The sequence below is a fragment of the Veillonella parvula genome (assembly GCF_032577575.1).
Classification (GTDB): domain Bacteria; phylum Bacillota; class Negativicutes; order Veillonellales; family Veillonellaceae; genus Veillonella.
Genome location: NZ_JAWFVO010000002.1, coordinates 183345 through 204162, shown reverse-complemented (window position 1 = coordinate 204162; position 20818 = coordinate 183345). Strand labels below are relative to the sequence as shown.

The following is a 20818-nucleotide window of genomic DNA, read 5'->3' as shown; positions in this document are numbered from 1 at the left end:
AAGAATATAAAAAATAGTAGACATAACTTTTAAAGCATAGTAATATACTAGGCATAAAGAACGAACTTAAAATATAGTTAATATAAAGGAGTTATTATAATGAGTAAACAATACAGATTTGAAACATTACAATTACACGCTGGTCATACGGTGGATCCAACAGGTTCTCGTGCAGTACCGATTTATCAAACTACATCTTTCGTATTTAAAGATGCTGAGGAAGCAGCGGGTCGTTTTGCATTGACTAATCCTGGTGGTATTTACTCTCGCCTTGGTAATCCTACTACAGATGTGTTGGATGCTCGTGTGGCAGAACTTGAAGGCGGTGCTGCTGGTATTGCAGTAGCATCTGGTTCTGCAGCGGTTACGTACTCTATTTTAAATGTAGCAGATGCTGGTGATAATATTGTTGCTGCATCCACATTGTATGGTGGTACTTATAATTTGTTTACTGCTACATTGCCTCGTTTGGGGATTCAAACTAAATTCGTAAATCCGGATCATTTGGAAGAATTTGAAGCAGCTATCGATGAAAAGACTAAAGCCGTTTATATCGAATCTATTGGTAACCCTGGTATTAATCTTATCGATGTACAAGCCATAGCTGATATTGCACATAAACACAATATCATCTTGATTGTAGACAATACATTTGCATCTCCATACTTATTCCGTCCATTAGAACATGGTGCTGACGTAGTTGTACACTCTGCTACTAAATACCTTGGTGGTCACGGTACAACATTGGCTGGCGTAGTTGTAGAATCTGGTAAATTCGACTATAAAGGTTCTGGTAAATACCCTGGCTTCTCCGAAGGTGACGAACACTACAATGGATTAGTATTTGGTGATTTGCCAATCCCATTCACTGTAAAAATTCGTGCTCAATTACTTCGCGATACTGGTGCATGCATTACACCGCTTGCATCTTGGCAAATCTTGCAAGGTATCGAAACATTGTCTTTGCGCGTAGAACGTCACGTTGAAAATACTCGTAAAGTAGTAGATTTCTTAAGCAAACATCCTAAGGTAGCATGGGTAAGCTATCCAGAATTAGAAGACAGCAAATACAAAGCATTAGCTGATAAATACTTCCCTAAAGGTGTTGGTGCTGTATTCACATTCGGCGTAAAAGGTGGTAAAGAAGCAGGTATTAAACTTGTTGACTCCTTGGAAATCTTCTCCAACCTTGCCAACGTAGCAGATGCTAAATCTCTTGTTATCCATCCTGCATCCACAACACATGCACAACTTAACGAAGAACAACAAAAATCTGCTGGCGTAACACCAGACATGATTCGTTTGTCTATCGGTCTTGAAAATGTAGATGACATCATCGAAGACTTAGCACAAGCTTTAGATAAAGCTTAATCTTTCACACCTTTAGTTTGAAAACTATAGATCAAACTTTCAGAACTTACAAATGACATCCTTAAGCTGAACTTTGCTTAAGAAATAGAACACATAACTATCAAACCTATAAAACTTATACAAAAGACCTCCCGTTGGGAGGTCTTTTTGTAAGTATGTGCTAATTTTATAAGAATAAAAAGTTGTATAGGTGTAATACAACCTTGATAGAATGGATATATAAAAAGACCTTGGATTCAATGATCCAAGGTCTTTAAGGGAGTATAGTGTGTGTAACGTTTGGTCTGTGGTGTGTGAGCACAGACCGTTTTCCTATTGTGTGAGATAGGATTTTAGGGAACCCGTGGTTAGTGTTACGGGCTCTCTGAGAGTGTGTTAGAGAGTGTATCCAAAGGATACAGTGTGTATAGTATGTGTGTTATATGTGTAGTGTGTCATCTAAGTGGGTTAGGATAGGGTTTCACTTGATGAAAGAAAAATCTTAGTATTTTGTGTTTTTAACTTTAGCGCTAATAACTTTACCGGATGTAGCGTCTACTTTTACTTCAGCATTTTTACCGCCGCCAGTTGTCATATCGAATTCATATACAACTCTGCCGTTTTCACGTTCAACAGTCCAATCCATAGTTTGGAAATCAGAACCAACTTTTTCCATAGCTTTTGTTTCAGCTACTTCAGGAATGATGATGTTTTGAACGTTAATTGTTTTAGAAGCTTTGGAGTAACCTTTTACTTCTTTACCAACGATTTGACCAGATGCTTCGTCTACTTTAATTTCTACTTCACGATTGCCATAATAACCTTCTACTTCATAGTAAGGATTGTGTTTTGCGTCATAGGAAATAGATTTTACAGTAGCGCCAGGGAATTGTTGTTGGAATACTGTAATAGCGCCCATATAATCAACAGAATAGTTAGCTTGTGCGGATGGAACAACGCTACCAACACCATTCCAGTTGCTATGGTTGTTGTAACCATGGTTGCTAGCTGCACCAACTACACCTGCTAATAATACTGTACTAACGCCAAATGCACATAGTACTTTGGATACTTTCTTAACATTTTTCATAAGCAATGCCTCCTGATACCAAATTATAATTTTCGTTTAGTTACGATTTTGTGAAAGTAGATTTCACTCAATCTACTTACGTATAATTTAATCTTGTTATATGAAAATAAGATGAAATTAAATGATTTCTGTATGAAGATGAGTATATCTTTTAGTTATTATGAACTATTGATAATAACTATTAGCTATAGTCAAAATTAAAAAGTACAAAAAACATAGTATATATAATATTAGACTATATAGTAAACTAAAAGTCAATCGTTATAGTTGACAATTAAAAATACAAGTGCTTTAATTTAGATAGTTAGTAGTTTGTTTTCGTGTTATCTTGGATTTTTATTCTCCATTGATAGCACAAATTCCTGCTTAGTCTGTTATGAATGGAGGTATACCATGAGCTCTACTGTATCAAAACAAACTCACATTACCACCCGTCAGTTAACGATGACAGCACTTTTTGTGGCGCTAATCGCCGTTGGTGCTTTCATACGGGTCCCATTACCGAATTGTCCGTTTACATTGCAAATCTTATTTACTACATTAGCGGGCATGGTTTTAGGTAGTCGTTTAGGTGCCGCTAGTGTTGGCATTTATATTATATTAGGTCTTGTTGGGGTTCCTATTTTTACGTCCGGTGGTGGTCCTAGTTATATTTTGCAACCTACCTTTGGTTATTTAATTGGCTTTATGGTTGGTGCGTATGCAGTAGGACGCATTGCAGAGACAATGGATACATTATCGTTTAAACGTTTGCTAGCTGGATCCATATTAAATCTATTTATTGTATATGGTCTTGGCATGGTGTACCTATACTTTATTATGAATCTGTATTTAGGTAAGCCTATTGGTGTCGAAGCTGTTATTATTACATGCTTCCTAATTCCCGTTGGCCCAGATATTTTCTTGTGCGCTGTAGCAGCATCTCTTGGTAAGAGAATTATTAAAGAATTACAGCACTAATAGAACGTTTTAATAATTATTATAATTATAATAACAAGAATAAATATAATAACTATTATAAGGCATCAATCTTTTGTAGATTCATATAGACATTGAACTATGAAATATACGTTATTATTTTATTCAACAGAATCATTCCTATTAAAAACGAGGCGTTAAGCCTCGTTTTTTATGTAATTCTTAAGGGTACACATAGCCTAATATAGGTTCTGCAGATTTGATTTTTGTAATTTCTATATATGGTTGTTTACGACCGTGGAAGTCTCGCGTAGAAACCTTACCTTCAATCGATACCCATTGTTCATTTTGTAAGCTATCACCATCTGTTTTATATGCTGTCATGCCAATAGGGGCAACGTCAGCAATACAACAAGCCATAGCCATACGAGAAATAGTAAATTCGTTAGATTTTAATGTATTATCATCGCGGTTTACATAGCCTGTCATATAAACTGTGTAGTCTTTATATTGATCAACATTAGATCCAACCTTTACAATGGTTTGATAGAAATTATCTGAGTTCAAAACGATTTCTTTTTTGTCCTTGGAAATCCCTGGCTCTTTACTTTCACTGTTAACGGTGACAACCTCTCCAATAGCATCGTTTGTAAAGTCGAAATTGTTAGTATCATCGTTTACGCGAACGGCACCATGAACGCCTGTTGATGGTACAAGAACGGGAGGAATGATGAGCAACATAATGGGAATAATAATCGGAACGATAGACTTCCAGTTATGCTTGTAGTATTTTGAAGGCGCCCAAATGATCGTCGCTAGACCTCCTAAAATAAGGGCAACGCCACTAATACCTAGTAAAAGTTCATAACGTGGTGCAATATAGTTCAAATAACGACCTGTCACAATGAGGTAAATACAGCAGATACCTAAGGTGAGATACAATAGACCTTTCACGATAGAAAAGCGATCTTTCAGTCCTAATGTCATGAAATCATCTCCTTTTAATTAATTAAGAACTGAGATAATGATTATAAAAATTTGTAAATTAGCTAAGAAAAAATTTGAATACTAATGCTGCTATGTAGGACATAACGGCAATTGTTATACTTAATCGTATGATGAATGAGGCAGGCATATATTGTTTTAATATATATACATTTTTGATATCTAGCATCGGACCCAAGATGAGGAAGCCCATTACGGAGCTAATAGGAAATAAAGTGCTCAAGGATTTACCGATGATAGCATCTGATGTAGAGCAGACTGAGAAGAAGAATGCTAACATCAGCAAAATTGGAATGGCTGTAAATTCTGGCAAGGTTAATCCTGCATTGAGAAGCCAAGGTTTGCCATACACTTGAACTATAGATAGTACAGTTGCCGCCATGGAGAAATAGAATAAGAGTTGAGAAAACTCTTGTTCCATATGGATTAACAATCTTTTTTTATCAATATATTTAGTTTTAGTTGTTTCTAAAACGATTTCTTCGTAGCTAAGATTCTGTGGTGCTCTTGCTTTCAATATAGATGTGGCTGGAGGCCAGAATCGGAACGATAGGGCTACTAACAAGGCAACACCTAATCCTAAAACGATACGCCATACGGAGAGCATAGGATTGTCTGGAAATGCATACCAAGTAGAAAGAATGGTGATAGGGTTTATAATCGGACTAGCGAGCATAAATAAAAGGGCTACCGATAAAGGGATACCTCTGTCTATTAGTGCCTTGAATAAGGGGATGATAGCACAGTCACAAATTGGCAAGGCAAAGCCACTGACCATAGCAGCCCCATAACTTTTCCAAGAATGGTCGCCTAACAGTTTTAGTAGCACTCGTTGTGGTACGAAATAGCGAATAATCGTTGAGCCTACCGTGCCTAGCAATAGGAATGGGATGGCTTCGATGATGAGACCCGTGATTATAGCAAAGCATTGGTGGATGGAATAGGGGATATCATGGCGAAAAGCTGTGACCAACAGTATATAAGTTGTAACACCAATAACTAATAGATTGGGAATGAGTCCCCATGTAGAATTTCGGCACAGCTGCTCCACTTTTTCAGGGGTGGGAGTGGTTACAATTTTAGCCTCTCCGTTGTAGGTGCGCAATAAAGTGTGATGTGTATCGGACTCTGTTATGATACAATCTGCGCTGTATAATTGACTCATTACATCATTACCTAAACCAGGGAGTATGGTTGAAACAAATTGATCGGTACAAATATATAATACCTTTTCTATTTGTACTAGGTGTCTTAACATATCGCTATATAGTAAGGCTTCTAGTTGATGAAAGCTTACCATGCCATTCCACTCAATCCATAGCTCTTTTGGCTGTACTTGTTTTAAATAATCCCCGATTTTACAGGATATCAACTCGTAAGACTTGATATCGCTAGGAACGATAGCACTGAGTTCATCCGCATTGAGTTGTAAGGGCTCTTTGATAAGAGGCTCACTGCCTTCTTCGGCGCTGATTATTGCGGTACCGCCTAGCTTTTTTCGGTATTGTAATTGTTTGTTTATGAATGTGCTTTTACCGGATCCAATAAACCCTGTAACGATATAAACAGGAATCATGATTGACACACTTCGTTATGTACCATTGGTACATTAAAATCTGTTCCGATAACGACTAAACTATAGTCATTAGTTTCACTAGGTGAAAGCGAACAATAATGTGTGCCGTACTGGAGTTCGTGTGGGCCTTCTGTAGTAGGTACAATCCCTTTGGCACGAAGCACTGTATCAGGCATGCCTTCTAAAATGGTTTTCCACTGTGCGAGACTGAGAGTACGTAAATCCTTAAAGGTATGACTCATAAATAAATGTTCATCGTGCAAACAGTGATCATCATGACAATGATACAGACGCTTGATGTAATCACGCAAACTGATGGTATCCCATGCTTCTTCATGGATTGGTGTATGTGGCGCGAGGTCGCGAATCATACGTTTCGTAATGCTTGTTTGTTGAATATCTTCTGTATGGCTCAAAAAAATCGCATCACTATGAGTGATTTGATCCTTGAAGAAAAGTCCAAAATTTTTGATAAACATTGGTGCTTGCATAGCATCGACAGTCGTTATCGATGCGTGAACGTAAGCAGATTTTGCAATGTCCTCGTCGTTACAAGTATGGATGATTTCACTAAGCTTGCTAACACCTGATGGCTCGATGTAGATCATATCGATTTTGTAATTTTGGAGAATATCAAGTAGTGCCTGTTGGAAATTTCCTTGTAAGCTACAGCAAATACAGCCAGATGTTACTTCACGGACTGTGGCCCCTGTTTTTGCAAGATTAGCAGCATCGAGGCTAGTTTCACCAAAATCGTTTTCTATAATAAGAATTTTATCTTTCGATGTATGTTCTTTTAGTATATGTTGTAAGAATGTTGTTTTTCCAGAACCTAGAAATCCGGATATGATAACTATTGGAATCATATATACCTCCTGCATAATGTAAACACAGTATACACCTATAAGATAACACAGAAAATACTCTATGGGGTATATGGAGACTAGTGAATGAGTCAGAGTTTAACAGACTTTTTTGAAATTTATAGATTATATACTATATATGAGTATACTGGCACATGTAGTTGATATTCATAATTATTTATAAATAAAACGATGCATTCCATGTTGTTCATATATGAAAGGATACTCCTGTATGAATAAATATTTATTTATATAGTTGAGGAATTTTTATGAAAAAAATCCCTCCTACAAGTAATTCAGTTGGAGAGATGGCTGAATTACTTGTAGGAGGGTTGGAGAGTCACTATTACATGAGTCTCGTAACTTGATGTGTTATTTGCTTATAGTATAGCAAATTATACATCAAAAATATAGTAATTATTTATTTTATTGTAATTTTGCTAATAATGCTTTGAGGTACACATATACATTTTCAACAGAAGGTAAATGAACGCGTTCTGATGGTGTATGAGGACTTACGATAGTAGGCCCAAAGCTAATCATCTGTGTATTTGGCAATACGCCTTTTAATAAACCACATTCGAGGCCTGCGTGAATGGCATTTACATTAGCTGGTGTATCGAACATTTCGTTATGCAGCGAAATCGCTTGTTCTTCCAATTTTGAGCCTTTGTCGTATTCCCATGCTGGATATCCACCTGTACGCTCTGCAGCTACGCCGAGTGCTTTTGCAAGAAGCATCATTTTTTTCGTTAAGAATTCAAGACTATTGCTATTGGAACTACGAATAGAAATGAGTATTTCAATGGTATGTTGATTTTCACGTACGATAGCAATATTATTAGATGTTTCTACAAGGTTTGGAATAGACTTACTTACAGAATGAACCCCATCTTGTGCAAGATAGATATATGTAATAAGTGCTTCTGTTGTGTCTTCTGCATATACTATTTCAGGAGTAGGAACATCTTCAACTACAAATGTAAGGCCTGGATCCTGTACGCTATATTCGTGTTGGTATTGTTTTTCTTGGTATGCGAGCAATGTTTTAATGGCTGCCACATCTTCAGAGCGTACGGATAGTACAGCTACTGCTTTAGACGGGATTGCATTATGTTTTACGCCACCTTCAAAAGACGCTAAGCTAATAGGATATTGTTGTTGAATATCATAGAGTACACGGGTTAACACTTGGTTTGCATTGGCTCGTTGCTCGTTGATTTCGATGCCGGAGTGTCCCCCTTTGAGGCCAGTTACTGTAATGGATAAGCCCGCATCATAGCCTGGTTGATTGTTATCGCGTAACAATGGAATTTTTACATGTACGTGGCAACCGCCAGCACAACTAACGGTGAAGTCATGTTCTACCTCTGTATCCAGGTTGAGTAAGTAGTCACCAGTTACTTGACCTTCTTTAATGGCAAAGGCACCATCCATACCAGTTTCTTCGTTGGTAGTGAATAATAATTGCATAGGTCCATGTTGTTGGCTTTCATCTTCAAGGAGAGCAAGCATCATAGCAGCACCCATGCCATTATCGGCACCTAATGTTGTATGGTCTGCGTGCATCCAATCGCCTTCGATGATATTGGCGATTGGATCTTTAGAGAAGTCGTGGTTAGAGTCATGGTCTTTAACACAAACCATATCAATATGACCTTGTAAAATGATGGATGGACGGTTTTCATAACCTGGAGATGCAGCTTTTTTGATAATTACATTAAAGATTTCGTCTTGATGAACTTCAAGACCTAAATTTTTAGCAAAGTTCACGATGTAATCGCTGATGCCTTTTTCATTGCCGGACTCACGAGGAATTTGGCTCATTTCTTTAAAAATTTCTAATACGCGTTTTGCTTGAACGATTGTTTCCATAATGGTACCTTTCATTCTCATGTAAAATAGACATGTATGTATTATTGAAAGCTTTTAAAACAATATAAAATGAAATACTTTATCGTAATGGTCGCTTGTTTTACAACCTATAGTAGGTTCTTTCATACATACGAACTATATAAATTATTATTGTATATATATAGTTATATCACAATAAAGATTATTAGGATAGCTTATGCTAGGTGCTAGCTATATAGGAATAATATTGTATAATGAGGGTATACGAATAACGAATAACAATTAACTAAATTTCTATAGATCTTAGAAGGTTGGTGAACTAATGCAACATGAAAGCCGCAATATTAGCATGCTTATGGATTTTTATGAGATGACTATGGCACATGGCTACTTTACAAAATTAAAAAATGTGGATCGCGTCGCATTTGATGTTTTCTTTAGACGTAATCCAGACAAGGGCGGTTTTGCTATTTTTGGTGGTCTCGAACAAATCGTTGAGTACATTTTAAATTTACACTTTGATGAAAGTGATATCTCTTATTTACGGAGTCAGGGTATTTTTAGTGAAGAATTTTTAGAATATCTAGAAGATTTCTCTTTCACCGGTGATGTATATGCCTTCCCAGAAGGTTCTATCATCTATCCTAATGAACCTGTAATTACAATTGTGGCGCCTCTCATAGATGCACAAATCATAGAAACTGCAGTACTTACTATGATGAACCATCAATCTCTTATCGCTACAAAAGCTAATCGCATTGTTCGCGCTGCGGATGGGCGTATTGTGGCTGACTTTGGTGCTCGTCGTGCACATAATGTAGATGCTGCTGTATACGGTGCAAGAGCTGCTTATATTGGTGGTGTTCAGTCCACTGCAACTGTTTTAGCAGGGCAACAATTTGGTATTCCTGTCAGTGGGACCATGGCACATAGCTGGGTTATGTACTATGGCTCTGAATATGATGCTTTCAAAGCTTATGCCGAAGTGTATCCAGATAATCCAGTATTCCTCGTTGATACTTATGATGTGTTAAATTCTGGCGTGCCTAATGCTATTAAGGTAGCAAAGGATGTATTGGAGCCAATGGGTAAACGCTTAAAAGGAATTCGCCTAGATTCTGGTGACCTTGCGTATTTGGCTAAAAAAGCACGGCGCATGCTAGATGATGCAGGCTTAGAGGATTGTAAAATCATGGCATCTAATAGTCTAGATGAGTATACAATCACATCTTTGCTAATACAAGGTGGGCCTATTGATATTTTTGGTGTAGGGGAACGCCTCATTACCTCTAAGAGTGACCCCGTATTTGGTGCGGTATATAAGATTGCTAGCATCGAGAAAGATGGTATGTGGGAACCGCGTATCAAGATTTCTGAAAGTGTTGAAAAAATTACTAATCCAGGTTTAAAAAAGGTATATCGTGTTTATAATGATAAAGGACGTGCGATTGCAGATCTATTAACATTATTGAGAGAGGTGCCCGATACAGAGGAACCATATCGTTATATCGATCCTGAGCAACCTTGGCGTGAATTATATTTTGAAAATTGTACTTTTAAAGAGATGAAGCAGCTTATTATCAAGGATGGTAAATTAGTTGTGGACTTACCAACACTAGAGGAAATTCGAGCATATGTGCAAGATCAATTAGCTAATGAAATTTGGCCTGAAGAGCAACGCTTTGAAAATCCACATCGTCACTACCTTGATATGAGTCCTAGCTACTATCAATTGAAGATGGATTTATTGAACCGTATTTATCGGAAAAAGTAGGAGGGCCTATGTTAGAAAATCCACAAGCTACAAAAGATGCTCTCGTTCAATGGATTCGAGATTATTTTGGTGAAAATGGTCCTAACTGTAGTGCTGTAGTTGGCATTTCAGGTGGTAAGGACTCTACTATCGTGGCGGCTCTTTGCAAAGAAGCTCTCGGTGCAGATCGCGTAGTTGGTGTTCTTATGCCAAATGGAGTGCAAGCGGATATTGATGATGCTCAGGCAGTGGTAAATCATTTAGGAATTCCGCACATGACGGTCAATATTGGTGCTGCCTATGAGGCGCTAACTCATGCTATTGTTCAAGCTAAGGGGTATGATGTTGTAACGGGGAGAACCGATTTATCTAATGATGCTGCCATTAATACGCCGCCTCGTCTCCGGATGGCAACTCTCTATGCAGTAGGACAAAATTTACCAAATGGTGCTCGTGTAGCCAATACTTGTAATGGTTCTGAAGACTACGTAGGATATTCTACAAAATACGGAGATAGTGCAGGTGATTTTAGCCCTCTCGCTCAACTCGTGGTAGAAGAGGTTCGTCAAATAGGAAAACTTCTTGATATTCCATTGCACCTAGTTGATAAGGTGCCAAGTGATGGTCTCAGCGGTCAGTCCGATGAGGATAAATTAGGATTTACCTATGCTGTATTGGATCATTATATTAGAACTGGGGAAATTGAAGATCAAGCAACAAAAGAGCGAATCGACCATCTGAATCGAATTAATAAGCATAAATTAGAGTTGATGCCGTCATTTGACCCAAAGCTTTAATTGATAAGGCAGAAATCTCGATTTATAGAGATGAATCCATGAATCTATAGGGGCGAAGCCATAAAATAAGATAAAATAATTTTTTAGAATATAATAAGGCTGGCAATTATTGACCAGCCTTATTGAATCGTACTTAGTTTAAATTTAATAACAATAATTATTTTATAGTTTTATAGTGGAGGTAATATGGATACAAAAATCGCTTTGATTGGTACTGGAGGAACTATTGCAGGAAAAGGTACTTCAAATACTGATTTAACAGGCTATACGGCAGGGGTGTTAGGACTTGACGAAATCTTAGCCTCCGTACCTGGTACAAAACCGTATGGTCCTTATACATATACTCAGTTTAGTAATATTGAAAGCTCCGATATTACCGTAAATCACTGGTTAGAACTTTCTAAGTTGGTGCAAAAATTGGTTAATCGAGATGATATCGGTGGTGTTGTTATTACTCATGGCACAGATAGCATGGAGGAGACGGCATATTTTCTGAATCTGACAGTTCATACAGACAAGCCAATTGTTATTACTGGATCTATGAGACCCGCAGGTGCTATTAGTGCAGATGGGCCAATTAATTTATTGCAAGCTATCCAAGTAGCGAGAACACCATCGTCTGTAGGTAAAGGTGTGATAGTCGTATTAAATGGCTACATTGATGGGGCAAGGGATGTATCTAAATGCAACACTACTAATGTAGCGACTTTTGATAGTCCATTAGTGGGGCATCTTGGTATTGTACAAGATGGTTTTGCCCACTATTATAAAGTGTCTACTCGACGTCATACTCAAGACTCTGTATTTGATGTGAGTAAATTGTCTGAGTTACCTCGTGTAGTTATAATGACCTGCTATGGTGGTATGGATGATATGGTGCCTATGAGTGTAGTTGCTACAAATCCTGACGGTTTAATCTTAACAGGTCTTGGTCATGGTACAATCCCACAAAACGTACGTCAAATCACACAGAATACAAAGTTTCCAACGGTACGTGCTTCTCGTACCGGTAGTGGTATGGTATCTGCAGTGCCACAAGATGCACTGGCAAACTATCTAGTATGTGATACTTTAAGTCCACAAAAAGCGCGTATTTTATTGATGCTAGGGCTTACAAAAACTAAAAATCTTAAAAAGTTACAACAATTCTTCTATGATTATTAAAAGCACATAATATTCATGGAACATAATGATTCTTTGATCTAATAATTAATTTAATAAAAGTTGAGAAAATATCTCAAAATTTAATTTGATATTCATTTTCAAGAATTATACTACATGTAACAGTTTTATATGCAATAAACCGCACATTCCGATCGCCTAGGATGTGCGGTTTTTCATTTGTATTATATTTTTCATATATGAGTGGGGTGTTGAATGATAATTTGGGGACATTCTAGATGTTTTTGGATATCACAAGATAGGATTATTCAGCTCCAATAGCATTTTCTAGTGCTCTTTGTACGCCTACATAGACGGCCTTGGCTAAAGTGTCTCCAAATAGTGAGAAGGAGCCAGCATCGGTTAAGATATCTCCATTTGTATCGATGGTGAGAACGATACCATCTGTAGAGGTACCTGTGGCAGATGTTTTGCGTTCTTTCGTAATTGCGTCAGGAATGTCTTCGTTAATAAACGGATGGAGGCGTACACTTTCAACATTCCAATCTTGTAGGGCTGCGGTTTTAGCCTCGGTAATCGTCATGATAGCTTTTACCATAGCGCTATCTGTTAAAGCTTTATTTGTAAATACGAGGATATTAATTGTGCCTGGTACTATGAAGTTTCCATCACGCTCTTCATAACAATAACCTGTACCTGCGCGATGTGCCGTTTTTTCATAGCCTGCAGTCACAATAGTTTCTACGATAGTATCATGTTCTTCGACTTTGGCATAGGCGTGTAGATGCATTGTGGCAGACGTGAGGAGGGCTGTACTAAAATGAACAGGTGTATCAATGTGCTCAAATTCTTGAGCTAAATAATCGGCTACAGAGCCACCGGGTAAATCTTTTTCTGTTTCGATTTGATATGTTAGCTGTTGATTACGTACGGCTAGAGTATGGTGATAGCCACCATTTAATTGTCCGCTCGAAAGAGAATAGTGGATATCGTCAAAGTGTACCGTGACGGAGTGTAACTCTCTAGTTACATAGCCTCCAGTAGCGAGTTCTTGGGGTGCTTCGTATAGATTTTTGAACATGTAAGTCTCCCTAGTTTTATGATTGTTATATATGGAATATAACGATATAATATCTTTATTATCGTATTGCGAATGCATATGTAAAATTATAGCATATATGTTTACTGTTATTATATTTACATTATGTTGAGACGTATATTTGTTATTGTATAGATTTATATTATGGATGGTTATTATGGCTAATTTCTTAAGTGCTGTTTCTGAATTTCTTTTTAAAGACGCTAATATATTAATTCAAATAAGAGACTGGTTCTTTGCACAAGCTGGAAATATCTTATTAGCGTTAATTTTATTTTGGATAGGGCGATATGCTATTAAATGGGTAAAAGCTTTTGCAGTTCGCATTATGACAAAAGCTTCCTATGACTCAGCAGCAATGAGCTTTATCACTCAAATTATTAATTACGCCTTGCTAGTAGGGTTAGTATTGATTTGCTTAAACCAAATCGGTGTTCCTACAACATCTTTTATAGCTGCTTTTGGTGCTTTTGGTTTAGGTATTGGTCTCGCCTTACAGAATAACCTTTCTAATTTAGCATCTGGTTTATTAATTCTTATTTTCAAGCCTTTTAGAGCGGGTCACGTTATTCAGGTGGGTGATGTAGTCGGCAGTGTTAAATCAATCCAATTTATGTATACAGTTATTACTACAAAAGATCAAAAGAATGTATACATACCTAACTCTCTTCTTACATCACAAGCTGTAACTAACATTGTTTATACTACAGAACGGGTTATCCCATTTACGTTTGACATTGGTTATAATAATGATCATCATGAGGCAATAAAAATCTTAAAAAATATTTTTGCAGCAGATAAACGTGTCCTTAATCCGAAGAATATGGAAATAGGTATTTCTGAATTTGGAGATAATTCTGTACGAATTGCTGCTTATGCTCGTGTTAAGTCGAACGATTTCCTGGATGTTCAATACAGCATTATGTCTGATGTAAAAGATGCCTTTGATAAATATGGCATCGACATTCCATATCCTCAACGTGTAGTATATATTCAAAATGTAGATACATCGACAGGTGAAATTAAAGGAACAAAGAAAAAAGCAACTACTACAAATGTAGAAATAGATAATAGTCTTGAAAGTTAGGATACTGGAAGGTAGAACGAGAGTGATGACACTTTTAACGACGAATATTCATATGTTTTATAAGAAATTAGTATTGGCCATAACTTTTATAGGAATCGTATTTATAGGTGCTGGTGTTGCTCAAGCTGCATACATTACACCTCCTTCTACTGTTGGTGAGGCCGTAGTCCTTATTGATGCAGATACAAAAGAAATTTTATTTGCAAAGAATCCAGATAAGTGGATGCATCCAGCTAGTACTACGAAAATGGTTACCTTGTTAACTGCTTTAGAACTAAAGGGCACACAGCTTGATGAATTAGCTACGATAAGTAGCTATGCAACGAGCATGGAAGAATCAAACCTTGGGGTTCGCGTAGGCGATCAGATTACATTGGAAGGTGTTCTTGAAGGTATGATGGTTGCTAGTGGCAATGATGCGGCCGTTGTAGTAGCCGAAAATGTAAGTGGTTCTGTAGATAAATTTGCTAAGGATATGACTCGCATTGCTGCAAAAGCGGGTGCAAAGAATAGTGTGTTCTTGAACCCTCATGGATTAACACAAAAGGGTCACCATTCTACGGCTCGTGATTTAGCGATGATTGCAGCGTACGGCATGAAATACCAAATGTTCCGTGACAAGGTTGCTAATGATTATTACAAGGTGCCGTATCAAAACCGTGCACCAGAAACAATTCGTACTACAAACCATTTTATTCGCAATAAATATCCAGGTGCGAATGGCTTGAAAACAGGTTTTACAAATGCAGCAGGAGAATGTTTGATTGCGTCTGCCACACGGAAGGGCCATACTATGATTGTAGTTATGCTTAATGATGATAATCGTTGGGAAGAAGCTGTACAATTCCTTGATTATGGATTTAAACTCCGTGGGGTAATTTAAGGACCTATTGTGTAATGGGGGACATATGAGTTCATTTTTTGCATTTTTAAAACGCATGCGCTTTATCAATCGATGGAGCCTCATGCGAAATACGGAAATAGAAAATATTCAAGAACATAGCCTTGAAGTGGCTATGGTAGCACACAACTTGGGAGCTATAAAAAATGAATACTTTGGAGGAAATGTAGATATTAATAAGGTAGCTGTCATAGCCATGTATCATGAGGTGAGCGAAATCTTTACAGGAGATATGCCGACACCAATCAAGTATTTTGATCCAAAGTTGCGTGAACTGTATGGTGAGGTTGAAACTTTGGCGCAAGAAAAAATGCTATCAACCTTGCCAGATCGGTTACAATCTGTTTATAAGCCTATACTTGTTGATGCAGAGGCTAGTCCAGAATGGCCTCTCGTTAAGGCTGCCGATATAATTTCAGCCTATATGAAATGCGTCAAAGAGCTCAAGGCAGGGAATGATGAGTTTAAAGAGGCACATGACTCTATCTTAGCTAAGTTGAAAAATCTAAATATGCCTGAGGTAGATATGTTTCTTGAAATATATATCCCTGCTCTTGGTAAGAGTTTGGATGAGTTGAACTATTACGAAATTAAATAATTACTAAAAGAGACGACTTCTTGAACTGTACCCCCAAAATTGGACACAATTTTGGGGGTGCAGTTCATTTTGGCCGTCTCTTTTTGATTCTAAAAATTTGTAGATTATTTTGCTAATGCTTTATCAAATTTTTGTTAGTTTGCTTAATAAAAATTATTATAAGTGTATTTGTTAATTATTATGTCTTATTGAGTGTTATAGTTTACTTTTTCTATCTATAATCTCTTGATTTCTCATTAGTATTTTTTTACCTCGCCACGAGAAGGCTCGATGGCCATATTTTGCTTTGAATTCTTTGTTCGTTAGTGCTTCTAGTTCGTCTATATTGACATACGGCTCAATCTGTTGAAATTCAGGGATAGGCGTAGTTGGAATATCTTTATTGTGAGGACACACCTCTTGGCATACATCACAACCAAATACGAGTGGAGTTTTAGCGAGAATATGTTCCTCTTCATCAGTGAGCTCTCCTTTTTTCTGCGTCAAGAAGCTTTTACAAGTGTTGTATTTAAAATCGTCATGGCCTAAACATTGACCTAAGCACGCTGTAATACAACGATTGCATCCCATGCAGGACTGCTCAAGGGGGGCATTTTGCTCAAGCTCTAGTGTTGTTAAAATCGTACCAATAACGACATAAGAACCCCACTTAGGACTGATAAAACAGTTGTTCTTTCCATAAAAGCCGAGACCTGCCAAGTAGGCCATGTACCGATCGGCTAAAGGAGAGGTATCGCAATGAATGGAGAACTGAGCCGAGTCATCAATTATTTGTAATCTTTCAATAAGACGTTCTAAATATTCATTAATGACCAGGTGATAATCTGTTGACCATGTATAGCGCGATAGATTGGATCGGCCTTTGTGTTCTACATGGTACGGGAATAGACAAACGATGGCACTTTTGGGCATAAACCGAGTCGTTCCTAGTAGTCTTGCCTCTACATCTGCCGTAGTAAAGGGGCATGGGTTGCTTTCAAATAAAATAGTTTTGGCCTGTTCAGGTAGTGGCCATGAGGCAATTCCAAATTCATAAATATGTAATTCTTTGCAAATTTCCTGTAAATTTATATCTTTCATCGTAGATTTAGTGGTAAATAATTGGTAAAATAAAAGTATAAGAAATGCACGAGATTCTATAGTTTTTTGTTAAGTTTGTAGTTTGGTGAGAACTGTATTTTTATAGTTAGCACCGTAATTCTGTTAGTATTAGTATACCATTGAGAGGACAGATTATGTTAGCATTTATGAAAGTATTACAACCGAAGACGGTGGAAGAGGCTTATGAATTAGCCACAAAGAACAAAACTGCTCCTATGCTAGCGGGAGGCTGTTGGCTGCGTCTAGGACGACGTACTTGGCCATCAGTGATTGATATGGCGAGTCTTGATTTGCGTTATGTTCGTGAAGAAGATAAGGAGTTTGTAATTGGCGCTATGGCGACACAAGGAGATGTGGAACGTTTTGAGCCTTTACAACAATTCTGCGGCGGTGTCGTAGTTAAAGGTGTTAAGGAGATTCTTGGCGTTCAATTTAGAAATATTGCTACCATGGGCGGTTCTGTAGCAAGTAAATTTGGCTTCTCTGATATCATTCCTGCGCTATTGGCCGTGCATGCAGACATCGTTACCTTTAAAGGTGGTCGTATGTCCATGCAAGACTATATGACATATAGAGAACGTGATATTCTCGTGGAGATTCGCATCCCTAAAGTAGATGTACCTGTAGCTGTTGAAGCCCTTCGCATCTCTCGTGGTGATTTCCCGTTATTGACAGGTGCTCTTCGCCATGATGAAAAAGGCGTTGAATTGTATATCGGTACAAGACCTGGTGTACCTCAATTAGCTGTTAAAGCAAGTGCTTTGCTTTCAGAAAAAGGATTATCTGCCGCAAAAGAGGCAGGTCAATTGGCATCTGAAGAACTAGTGTATCAATCTAACTCTCATGCGTCCAAAGAATATCGCATGGAGATGGTAAAAGCAATGGTTCAACGCTTAGCTAAGGAGGTGGCACAATAATGGAACTCGTACTTAATATTAATAACAAAAATGTAACTGTTAATGTGCCAACTGATGAGATGTTGCTAGACACATTGCGTAATCTTGGCTATTACAGTGTCCGCTGTGGCTGTGATACCACAAACTGTGGCCTTTGTACTGTATGGGTGGATGACGAAATTATTTTGTCCTGTGCTTATCCTACATTTCGTGCGCCAGGCCATAAGATTACTACATTAGAAGGTTTACAAGAGGAAGCTGAATTATTGGCGGCTTGTATCGCAAGTGAAGGCGCAGATCAGTGTGGTTTTTGTACAACTGGCATGATGATGAGTGCTATCAATTTGAAACGCAAAAATCCAAAGGCTAGCGATGATGAAATTCGCGAATACCTTATAGGTAACTTGTGCCGCTGTACTGGTTATGAATCACAACTTCGAGGAGTTCGTAAATTCTTAGAAGGAGGCCTATAATGATGAACAAGCATATTGGTAAGTCTTATGACAAAGTTGACTCAAAAGGTATTTTGTCTGGTAAACCGTCTTATACTGGCGATTTTGTTCCCAAAGATGCGCTTGTTATTAAGGTTCTTCGTAGCCCTCATGCTCAAGCGCGCATCAAATCTATTGATACATCTAAAGCTAAATTGATCCCTGGCATAGAAGCTATTTTTACTTATGAAGATGTGCCTAATACGCGATTCACATTAGCAGGTCAAACATATCCAGAGCCATCCGCTTATGATGCGCTCATCTTAGACCCTGTAGTTCGTTATGTTGGAGACGAAGTAGCTCTCATCGTAGCAAAAGATGAAGCTACAGCGCTAAAAGCTATGCCTCTTATCAAGGTTGAGTACGAAGTACAGAAACCTGTGCTTGATATGCACACTGCTATCGACCATGAAACTATAGTACATCCTGAAGATGATATTCACAATAATATCCCTGTAGGACAAGATTACAAACGCAATATTTGCGTATCCTATCACAAACGGGTAGGAGATGTGGAAGCAGAACTTGCTAAATGTGATTACGTGGCAGAAGGCACATACTTTGACCAGGCCACACGCCAAACAGCGATGGAACCATTCCAAAGCTTTGGATATATAGATGCGCTAGGTCGTGTAGTTATCGTATCCTCGACGCAAATCGTATTCCATGTACGCCGTCACATCGCTCGTGCACTCGGTATTCCGGCCACAAAAGTCCGTGTTATTAAGCCTCGTATCGGCGGCGGTTTCGGCTCTAAACAAACGGCTTGTACAGAAATTATGACGGCCTTTGTAGCGTGGACATTGAAAAAACCTTGTTATCTCTTATACGATCGTACAGAAGCACAAACGTGCTCTACTACACGTCATGCTCGTGAATGGAAAATCCGCGTAGGTGCTACAAAAGATGGCATTATTAAAGTTATTGATATGGACTCCATCACAGCCGCTGGTGCACATGCAACTCATTGCTTCACTACTACAACGGCTGGCGAACATAAATCTGTACCTTTGTACAACAAAGCGACTGCTGTTCATTATGGTACAGAAGGTGTGTATACTAATCAAACTCCGGGTGGTGCTTTCCGTGGATATGGTGCAACAGAAGCATTGTGGCCATTAGAATGTGCAGTAAACCAGTTAGCTGATAAGATGGGGATTGATCCAGCTGAATTACGTCAGAAGAACTTAATAGCGGAAGGTGAACAAAGCTTAGTATATGCTCCAGATGAATATCTTGATTCTGGTCTTTTCCAAGATACTGTAAATCGCGTAAAAGAAATGGCTCGTTGGGATGAACGCCCTCATTCTTGGGATATCGATGAGCGCTACCGCGGTGGACTTGGCATGGCTTTAGCATTACAAGGCTCTGGTGTCGCAAATATCGATGTGGCATCTGTTGAAATTCGCCTTGGTGACGATGGTAATTATACATTGTATACTGGGTCTTCTGATATGGGCATGGGGTCTAATACCGTATTGACTCAAATGGCCTGTGAAGTAATCGGCTGTCCTATGGAATATATGACTGTTATTGAATCAGATACAGATATCGTACCATTCGATCCAGGGTCTTACGCATCTAGTACAACCTATGTAACAGGTACTGCTGCTAAGATGGCGGCAGAAGAATTGCGCACTAAGATTATTGCTAAATTCGCTCAATTCTTTGAAACTGACGTTGAAAACGTTGACTTTGACGGCGTTGTAGCTACCACAAAAGATGGTGCTAAAACAATGGATATCCATCAATTGGCACCAAAATTATTAGTTGGTGTTAATGCGGAGCAATTGTCTGGTTTTGCTACATGGGGGAGTCATACATCCCCACCTCCATTTATGGCATCTATTGCTGAGGTGAAGGTAGATAAACAAACAGGTAAGGTTATTCCTCTTCATTTCTATTCTTGCGTTGATTGTGGTACTGTTATCAATCCTAAATTGGCTCGCGTTCAAGTTGAGGGTGGTGTAGTACAAGCTATCGGCATGGCTTTATATGAAGATGTACGCTATTCCAACAATGGTCGTTTGGAAACAAACAATCTTATGACTTATAAAATCCCAACCCGTCAGGATATTGGTGAATTACATACAGACTTTGTAGAATCTTACGAGCCTACAGGTGGCTTCGGAGCTAAATCTATTGGTGAGGTTGTCATCAATACGGGGTGCCCTGCTATCCAACATGCCATTAAAAATGCAGTTGGTGCGGATATTCGTACATTACCTATGACACCTGAGAAGGTATTTATGGCTATGGACGAGAAATATAAAGTATAGAGATTTCTAGTTCTTTTTACTTTCTAAGGAGGCCTGGT

General features: G+C 38.2%; 18 protein-coding genes. 11 read left to right on the top strand and 7 right to left on the bottom strand.

Going from position 1 to position 20818, the window contains the following annotated elements:
• The first annotated feature begins 99 nt into the window (after positions 1 to 99).
• Positions 100 to 1371: an O-acetylhomoserine aminocarboxypropyltransferase/cysteine synthase family protein gene (locus tag E7K77_RS04885; protein WP_278604653.1), complete on the top strand. Its 1272-nt coding sequence runs from the start codon at positions 100 to 102 to the stop codon at positions 1369 to 1371.
• Positions 1372 to 1852: 481 nt separating this feature from the next.
• On the opposite strand, the gene E7K77_RS04880 is transcribed toward E7K77_RS04885, so the two are convergent.
• A complete protein-coding gene (locus tag E7K77_RS04880; protein ID WP_004693923.1) occupies positions 1853 to 2440 on the bottom strand; it encodes a PepSY domain-containing protein in 588 nt (195 codons plus the stop codon).
• Positions 2441 to 2833: 393 nt separating this feature from the next.
• Here E7K77_RS04880 and E7K77_RS04875 point away from each other — a divergent pair, with 393 nt between their 5' ends.
• The gene (locus E7K77_RS04875; RefSeq protein ID WP_004693921.1) at positions 2834 to 3400 is read left to right on the top strand and encodes a biotin transporter BioY; all 567 of its coding nucleotides are present in this window, start codon (positions 2834 to 2836) and stop codon (positions 3398 to 3400) included.
• A gap of 180 nt (positions 3401 to 3580) precedes the next feature.
• Here the strand turns inward: E7K77_RS04875 and E7K77_RS04870 are convergent, their stop codons facing one another.
• From E7K77_RS04870 to E7K77_RS04855, 4 genes are all read right to left on the bottom strand, one after another.
• Complete coding sequence (locus tag E7K77_RS04870) at positions 3581 to 4345, bottom strand: TIGR03943 family putative permease subunit (protein ID WP_278466971.1); 765 nt, start codon at positions 4343 to 4345, stop codon at positions 3581 to 3583.
• Between the two features lie 58 nt (positions 4346 to 4403).
• On the bottom strand, positions 4404 to 5939 hold the full coding sequence (locus E7K77_RS04865) for a permease (RefSeq protein ID WP_325306351.1): 1536 nt from the start codon (positions 5937 to 5939) through the stop codon (positions 4404 to 4406).
• On the bottom strand, positions 5936 to 6805 hold the full coding sequence (locus tag E7K77_RS04860) for a CobW family GTP-binding protein (protein ID WP_221741375.1): 870 nt from the start codon (positions 6803 to 6805) through the stop codon (positions 5936 to 5938). The genes E7K77_RS04865 and E7K77_RS04860 overlap by 4 nt, the downstream gene beginning before the upstream one ends.
• Positions 6806 to 7228: 423 nt before the next feature.
• On the bottom strand, positions 7229 to 8677 hold the full coding sequence (locus E7K77_RS04855; RefSeq protein ID WP_287531033.1) for an aminoacyl-histidine dipeptidase: 1449 nt from the start codon (positions 8675 to 8677) through the stop codon (positions 7229 to 7231).
• Between the two features lie 301 nt (positions 8678 to 8978).
• On the opposite strand from E7K77_RS04855, the gene E7K77_RS04850 reads away from it, so the two are divergent.
• The 3 genes from E7K77_RS04850 (at position 8979) to E7K77_RS04840 (ending at position 12370) form a co-directional block, all read left to right on the top strand.
• Positions 8979 to 10430 carry a nicotinate phosphoribosyltransferase gene (locus E7K77_RS04850; protein ID WP_287531032.1) on the top strand — a complete coding sequence of 484 codons (1452 nt, stop codon included), beginning with the start codon at positions 8979 to 8981 and terminating at the stop codon, positions 10428 to 10430.
• Positions 10431 to 10438: 8 nt separating this feature from the next.
• On the top strand, positions 10439 to 11206 hold the full coding sequence (gene nadE, locus E7K77_RS04845) for an NAD(+) synthase (RefSeq protein ID WP_325306350.1): 768 nt from the start codon (positions 10439 to 10441) through the stop codon (positions 11204 to 11206).
• A gap of 186 nt (positions 11207 to 11392) precedes the next feature.
• On the top strand, positions 11393 to 12370 hold the full coding sequence (locus E7K77_RS04840; protein WP_195394469.1) for an asparaginase: 978 nt from the start codon (positions 11393 to 11395) through the stop codon (positions 12368 to 12370).
• 262 nt (positions 12371 to 12632) lie between these two features.
• On the opposite strand, the gene E7K77_RS04835 is transcribed toward E7K77_RS04840, so the two are convergent.
• The gene (locus E7K77_RS04835) at positions 12633 to 13409 is read right to left on the bottom strand and encodes an adenosylcobinamide amidohydrolase (protein WP_316105044.1); all 777 of its coding nucleotides are present in this window, start codon (positions 13407 to 13409) and stop codon (positions 12633 to 12635) included.
• A gap of 175 nt (positions 13410 to 13584) precedes the next feature.
• Between E7K77_RS04835 and E7K77_RS04830 the strand changes: the two genes are divergently transcribed.
• The 3 genes from E7K77_RS04830 to yfbR are packed head-to-tail and all read left to right on the top strand — an operon-like array spanning position 13585 to position 16013.
• The gene (locus tag E7K77_RS04830; RefSeq protein ID WP_316105043.1) at positions 13585 to 14514 is read left to right on the top strand and encodes a mechanosensitive ion channel family protein; all 930 of its coding nucleotides are present in this window, start codon (positions 13585 to 13587) and stop codon (positions 14512 to 14514) included.
• A 25-nt stretch (positions 14515 to 14539) separates the two neighbouring features.
• Positions 14540 to 15397 carry a D-alanyl-D-alanine carboxypeptidase family protein gene (locus tag E7K77_RS04825; RefSeq protein ID WP_315307426.1) on the top strand — a complete coding sequence of 286 codons (858 nt, stop codon included), beginning with the start codon at positions 14540 to 14542 and terminating at the stop codon, positions 15395 to 15397.
• A 25-nt stretch (positions 15398 to 15422) separates the two neighbouring features.
• The gene (yfbR, locus tag E7K77_RS04820) at positions 15423 to 16013 is read left to right on the top strand and encodes a 5'-deoxynucleotidase (RefSeq protein WP_042466674.1); all 591 of its coding nucleotides are present in this window, start codon (positions 15423 to 15425) and stop codon (positions 16011 to 16013) included.
• A gap of 195 nt (positions 16014 to 16208) precedes the next feature.
• On the opposite strand, the gene E7K77_RS04815 is transcribed toward yfbR, so the two are convergent.
• On the bottom strand, positions 16209 to 17093 hold the full coding sequence (locus tag E7K77_RS04815) for an epoxyqueuosine reductase (protein WP_325306349.1): 885 nt from the start codon (positions 17091 to 17093) through the stop codon (positions 16209 to 16211).
• 155 nt (positions 17094 to 17248) lie between these two features.
• Between E7K77_RS04815 and E7K77_RS04810 the strand changes: the two genes are divergently transcribed.
• The 3 genes from E7K77_RS04810 to E7K77_RS04800 are packed head-to-tail and all read left to right on the top strand — an operon-like array spanning position 17249 to position 20780.
• A complete protein-coding gene (locus E7K77_RS04810) occupies positions 17249 to 18031 on the top strand; it encodes an FAD binding domain-containing protein (RefSeq protein WP_325306348.1) in 783 nt (260 codons plus the stop codon).
• Complete coding sequence (locus E7K77_RS04805) at positions 18031 to 18483, top strand: (2Fe-2S)-binding protein (protein ID WP_004693892.1); 453 nt, start codon at positions 18031 to 18033, stop codon at positions 18481 to 18483. Before E7K77_RS04810 ends, E7K77_RS04805 begins: the two co-directional genes overlap by 1 nt.
• Positions 18483 to 20780, top strand: coding sequence for a xanthine dehydrogenase family protein molybdopterin-binding subunit (locus E7K77_RS04800; RefSeq protein ID WP_316584270.1), 2298 nt, complete (start codon positions 18483 to 18485; stop codon positions 20778 to 20780). The genes E7K77_RS04805 and E7K77_RS04800 overlap by 1 nt, the downstream gene beginning before the upstream one ends.
• Positions 20781 to 20818: the final 38 nt, after the last annotated feature.

What these genes read in the sequence shown, in the direction of transcription:
- E7K77_RS04865 (WP_325306351.1), bottom strand. Translation starts at nt 5,939, where the DNA reads ATGATTCCTGTTTATATCGTTACAGGGTTTATTGGATCCGGTAAAAGC.
- E7K77_RS04840 (WP_195394469.1), top strand. Translation starts at nt 11,393, where the DNA reads ATGGATACAAAAATCGCTTTGATTGGTACTGGAGGAACTATTGCAGGA.
- yfbR (WP_042466674.1), top strand. Translation starts at nt 15,423, where the DNA reads ATGAGTTCATTTTTTGCATTTTTAAAACGCATGCGCTTTATCAATCGA.
- E7K77_RS04870 (WP_278466971.1), bottom strand. Translation starts at nt 4,345, where the DNA reads ATGACATTAGGACTGAAAGATCGCTTTTCTATCGTGAAAGGTCTATTG.
- E7K77_RS04805 (WP_004693892.1), top strand. Translation starts at nt 18,031, where the DNA reads ATGGAACTCGTACTTAATATTAATAACAAAAATGTAACTGTTAATGTG.
- E7K77_RS04815 (WP_325306349.1), bottom strand. Translation starts at nt 17,093, where the DNA reads ATGAAAGATATAAATTTACAGGAAATTTGCAAAGAATTACATATTTAT.
- E7K77_RS04885 (WP_278604653.1), top strand. Translation starts at nt 100, where the DNA reads ATGAGTAAACAATACAGATTTGAAACATTACAATTACACGCTGGTCAT.
- nadE (WP_325306350.1), top strand. Translation starts at nt 10,439, where the DNA reads ATGTTAGAAAATCCACAAGCTACAAAAGATGCTCTCGTTCAATGGATT.
- E7K77_RS04825 (WP_315307426.1), top strand. Translation starts at nt 14,540, where the DNA reads ATGACACTTTTAACGACGAATATTCATATGTTTTATAAGAAATTAGTA.
- E7K77_RS04880 (WP_004693923.1), bottom strand. Translation starts at nt 2,440, where the DNA reads ATGAAAAATGTTAAGAAAGTATCCAAAGTACTATGTGCATTTGGCGTT.
- E7K77_RS04850 (WP_287531032.1), top strand. Translation starts at nt 8,979, where the DNA reads ATGCAACATGAAAGCCGCAATATTAGCATGCTTATGGATTTTTATGAG.
- E7K77_RS04875 (WP_004693921.1), top strand. Translation starts at nt 2,834, where the DNA reads ATGAGCTCTACTGTATCAAAACAAACTCACATTACCACCCGTCAGTTA.
- E7K77_RS04835 (WP_316105044.1), bottom strand. Translation starts at nt 13,409, where the DNA reads ATGTTCAAAAATCTATACGAAGCACCCCAAGAACTCGCTACTGGAGGC.
- E7K77_RS04810 (WP_325306348.1), top strand. Translation starts at nt 17,249, where the DNA reads ATGTTAGCATTTATGAAAGTATTACAACCGAAGACGGTGGAAGAGGCT.
- E7K77_RS04860 (WP_221741375.1), bottom strand. Translation starts at nt 6,805, where the DNA reads ATGATTCCAATAGTTATCATATCCGGATTTCTAGGTTCTGGAAAAACA.
- E7K77_RS04830 (WP_316105043.1), top strand. Translation starts at nt 13,585, where the DNA reads ATGGCTAATTTCTTAAGTGCTGTTTCTGAATTTCTTTTTAAAGACGCT.
- E7K77_RS04855 (WP_287531033.1), bottom strand. Translation starts at nt 8,677, where the DNA reads ATGGAAACAATCGTTCAAGCAAAACGCGTATTAGAAATTTTTAAAGAA.
- E7K77_RS04800 (WP_316584270.1), top strand. Translation starts at nt 18,483, where the DNA reads ATGATGAACAAGCATATTGGTAAGTCTTATGACAAAGTTGACTCAAAA.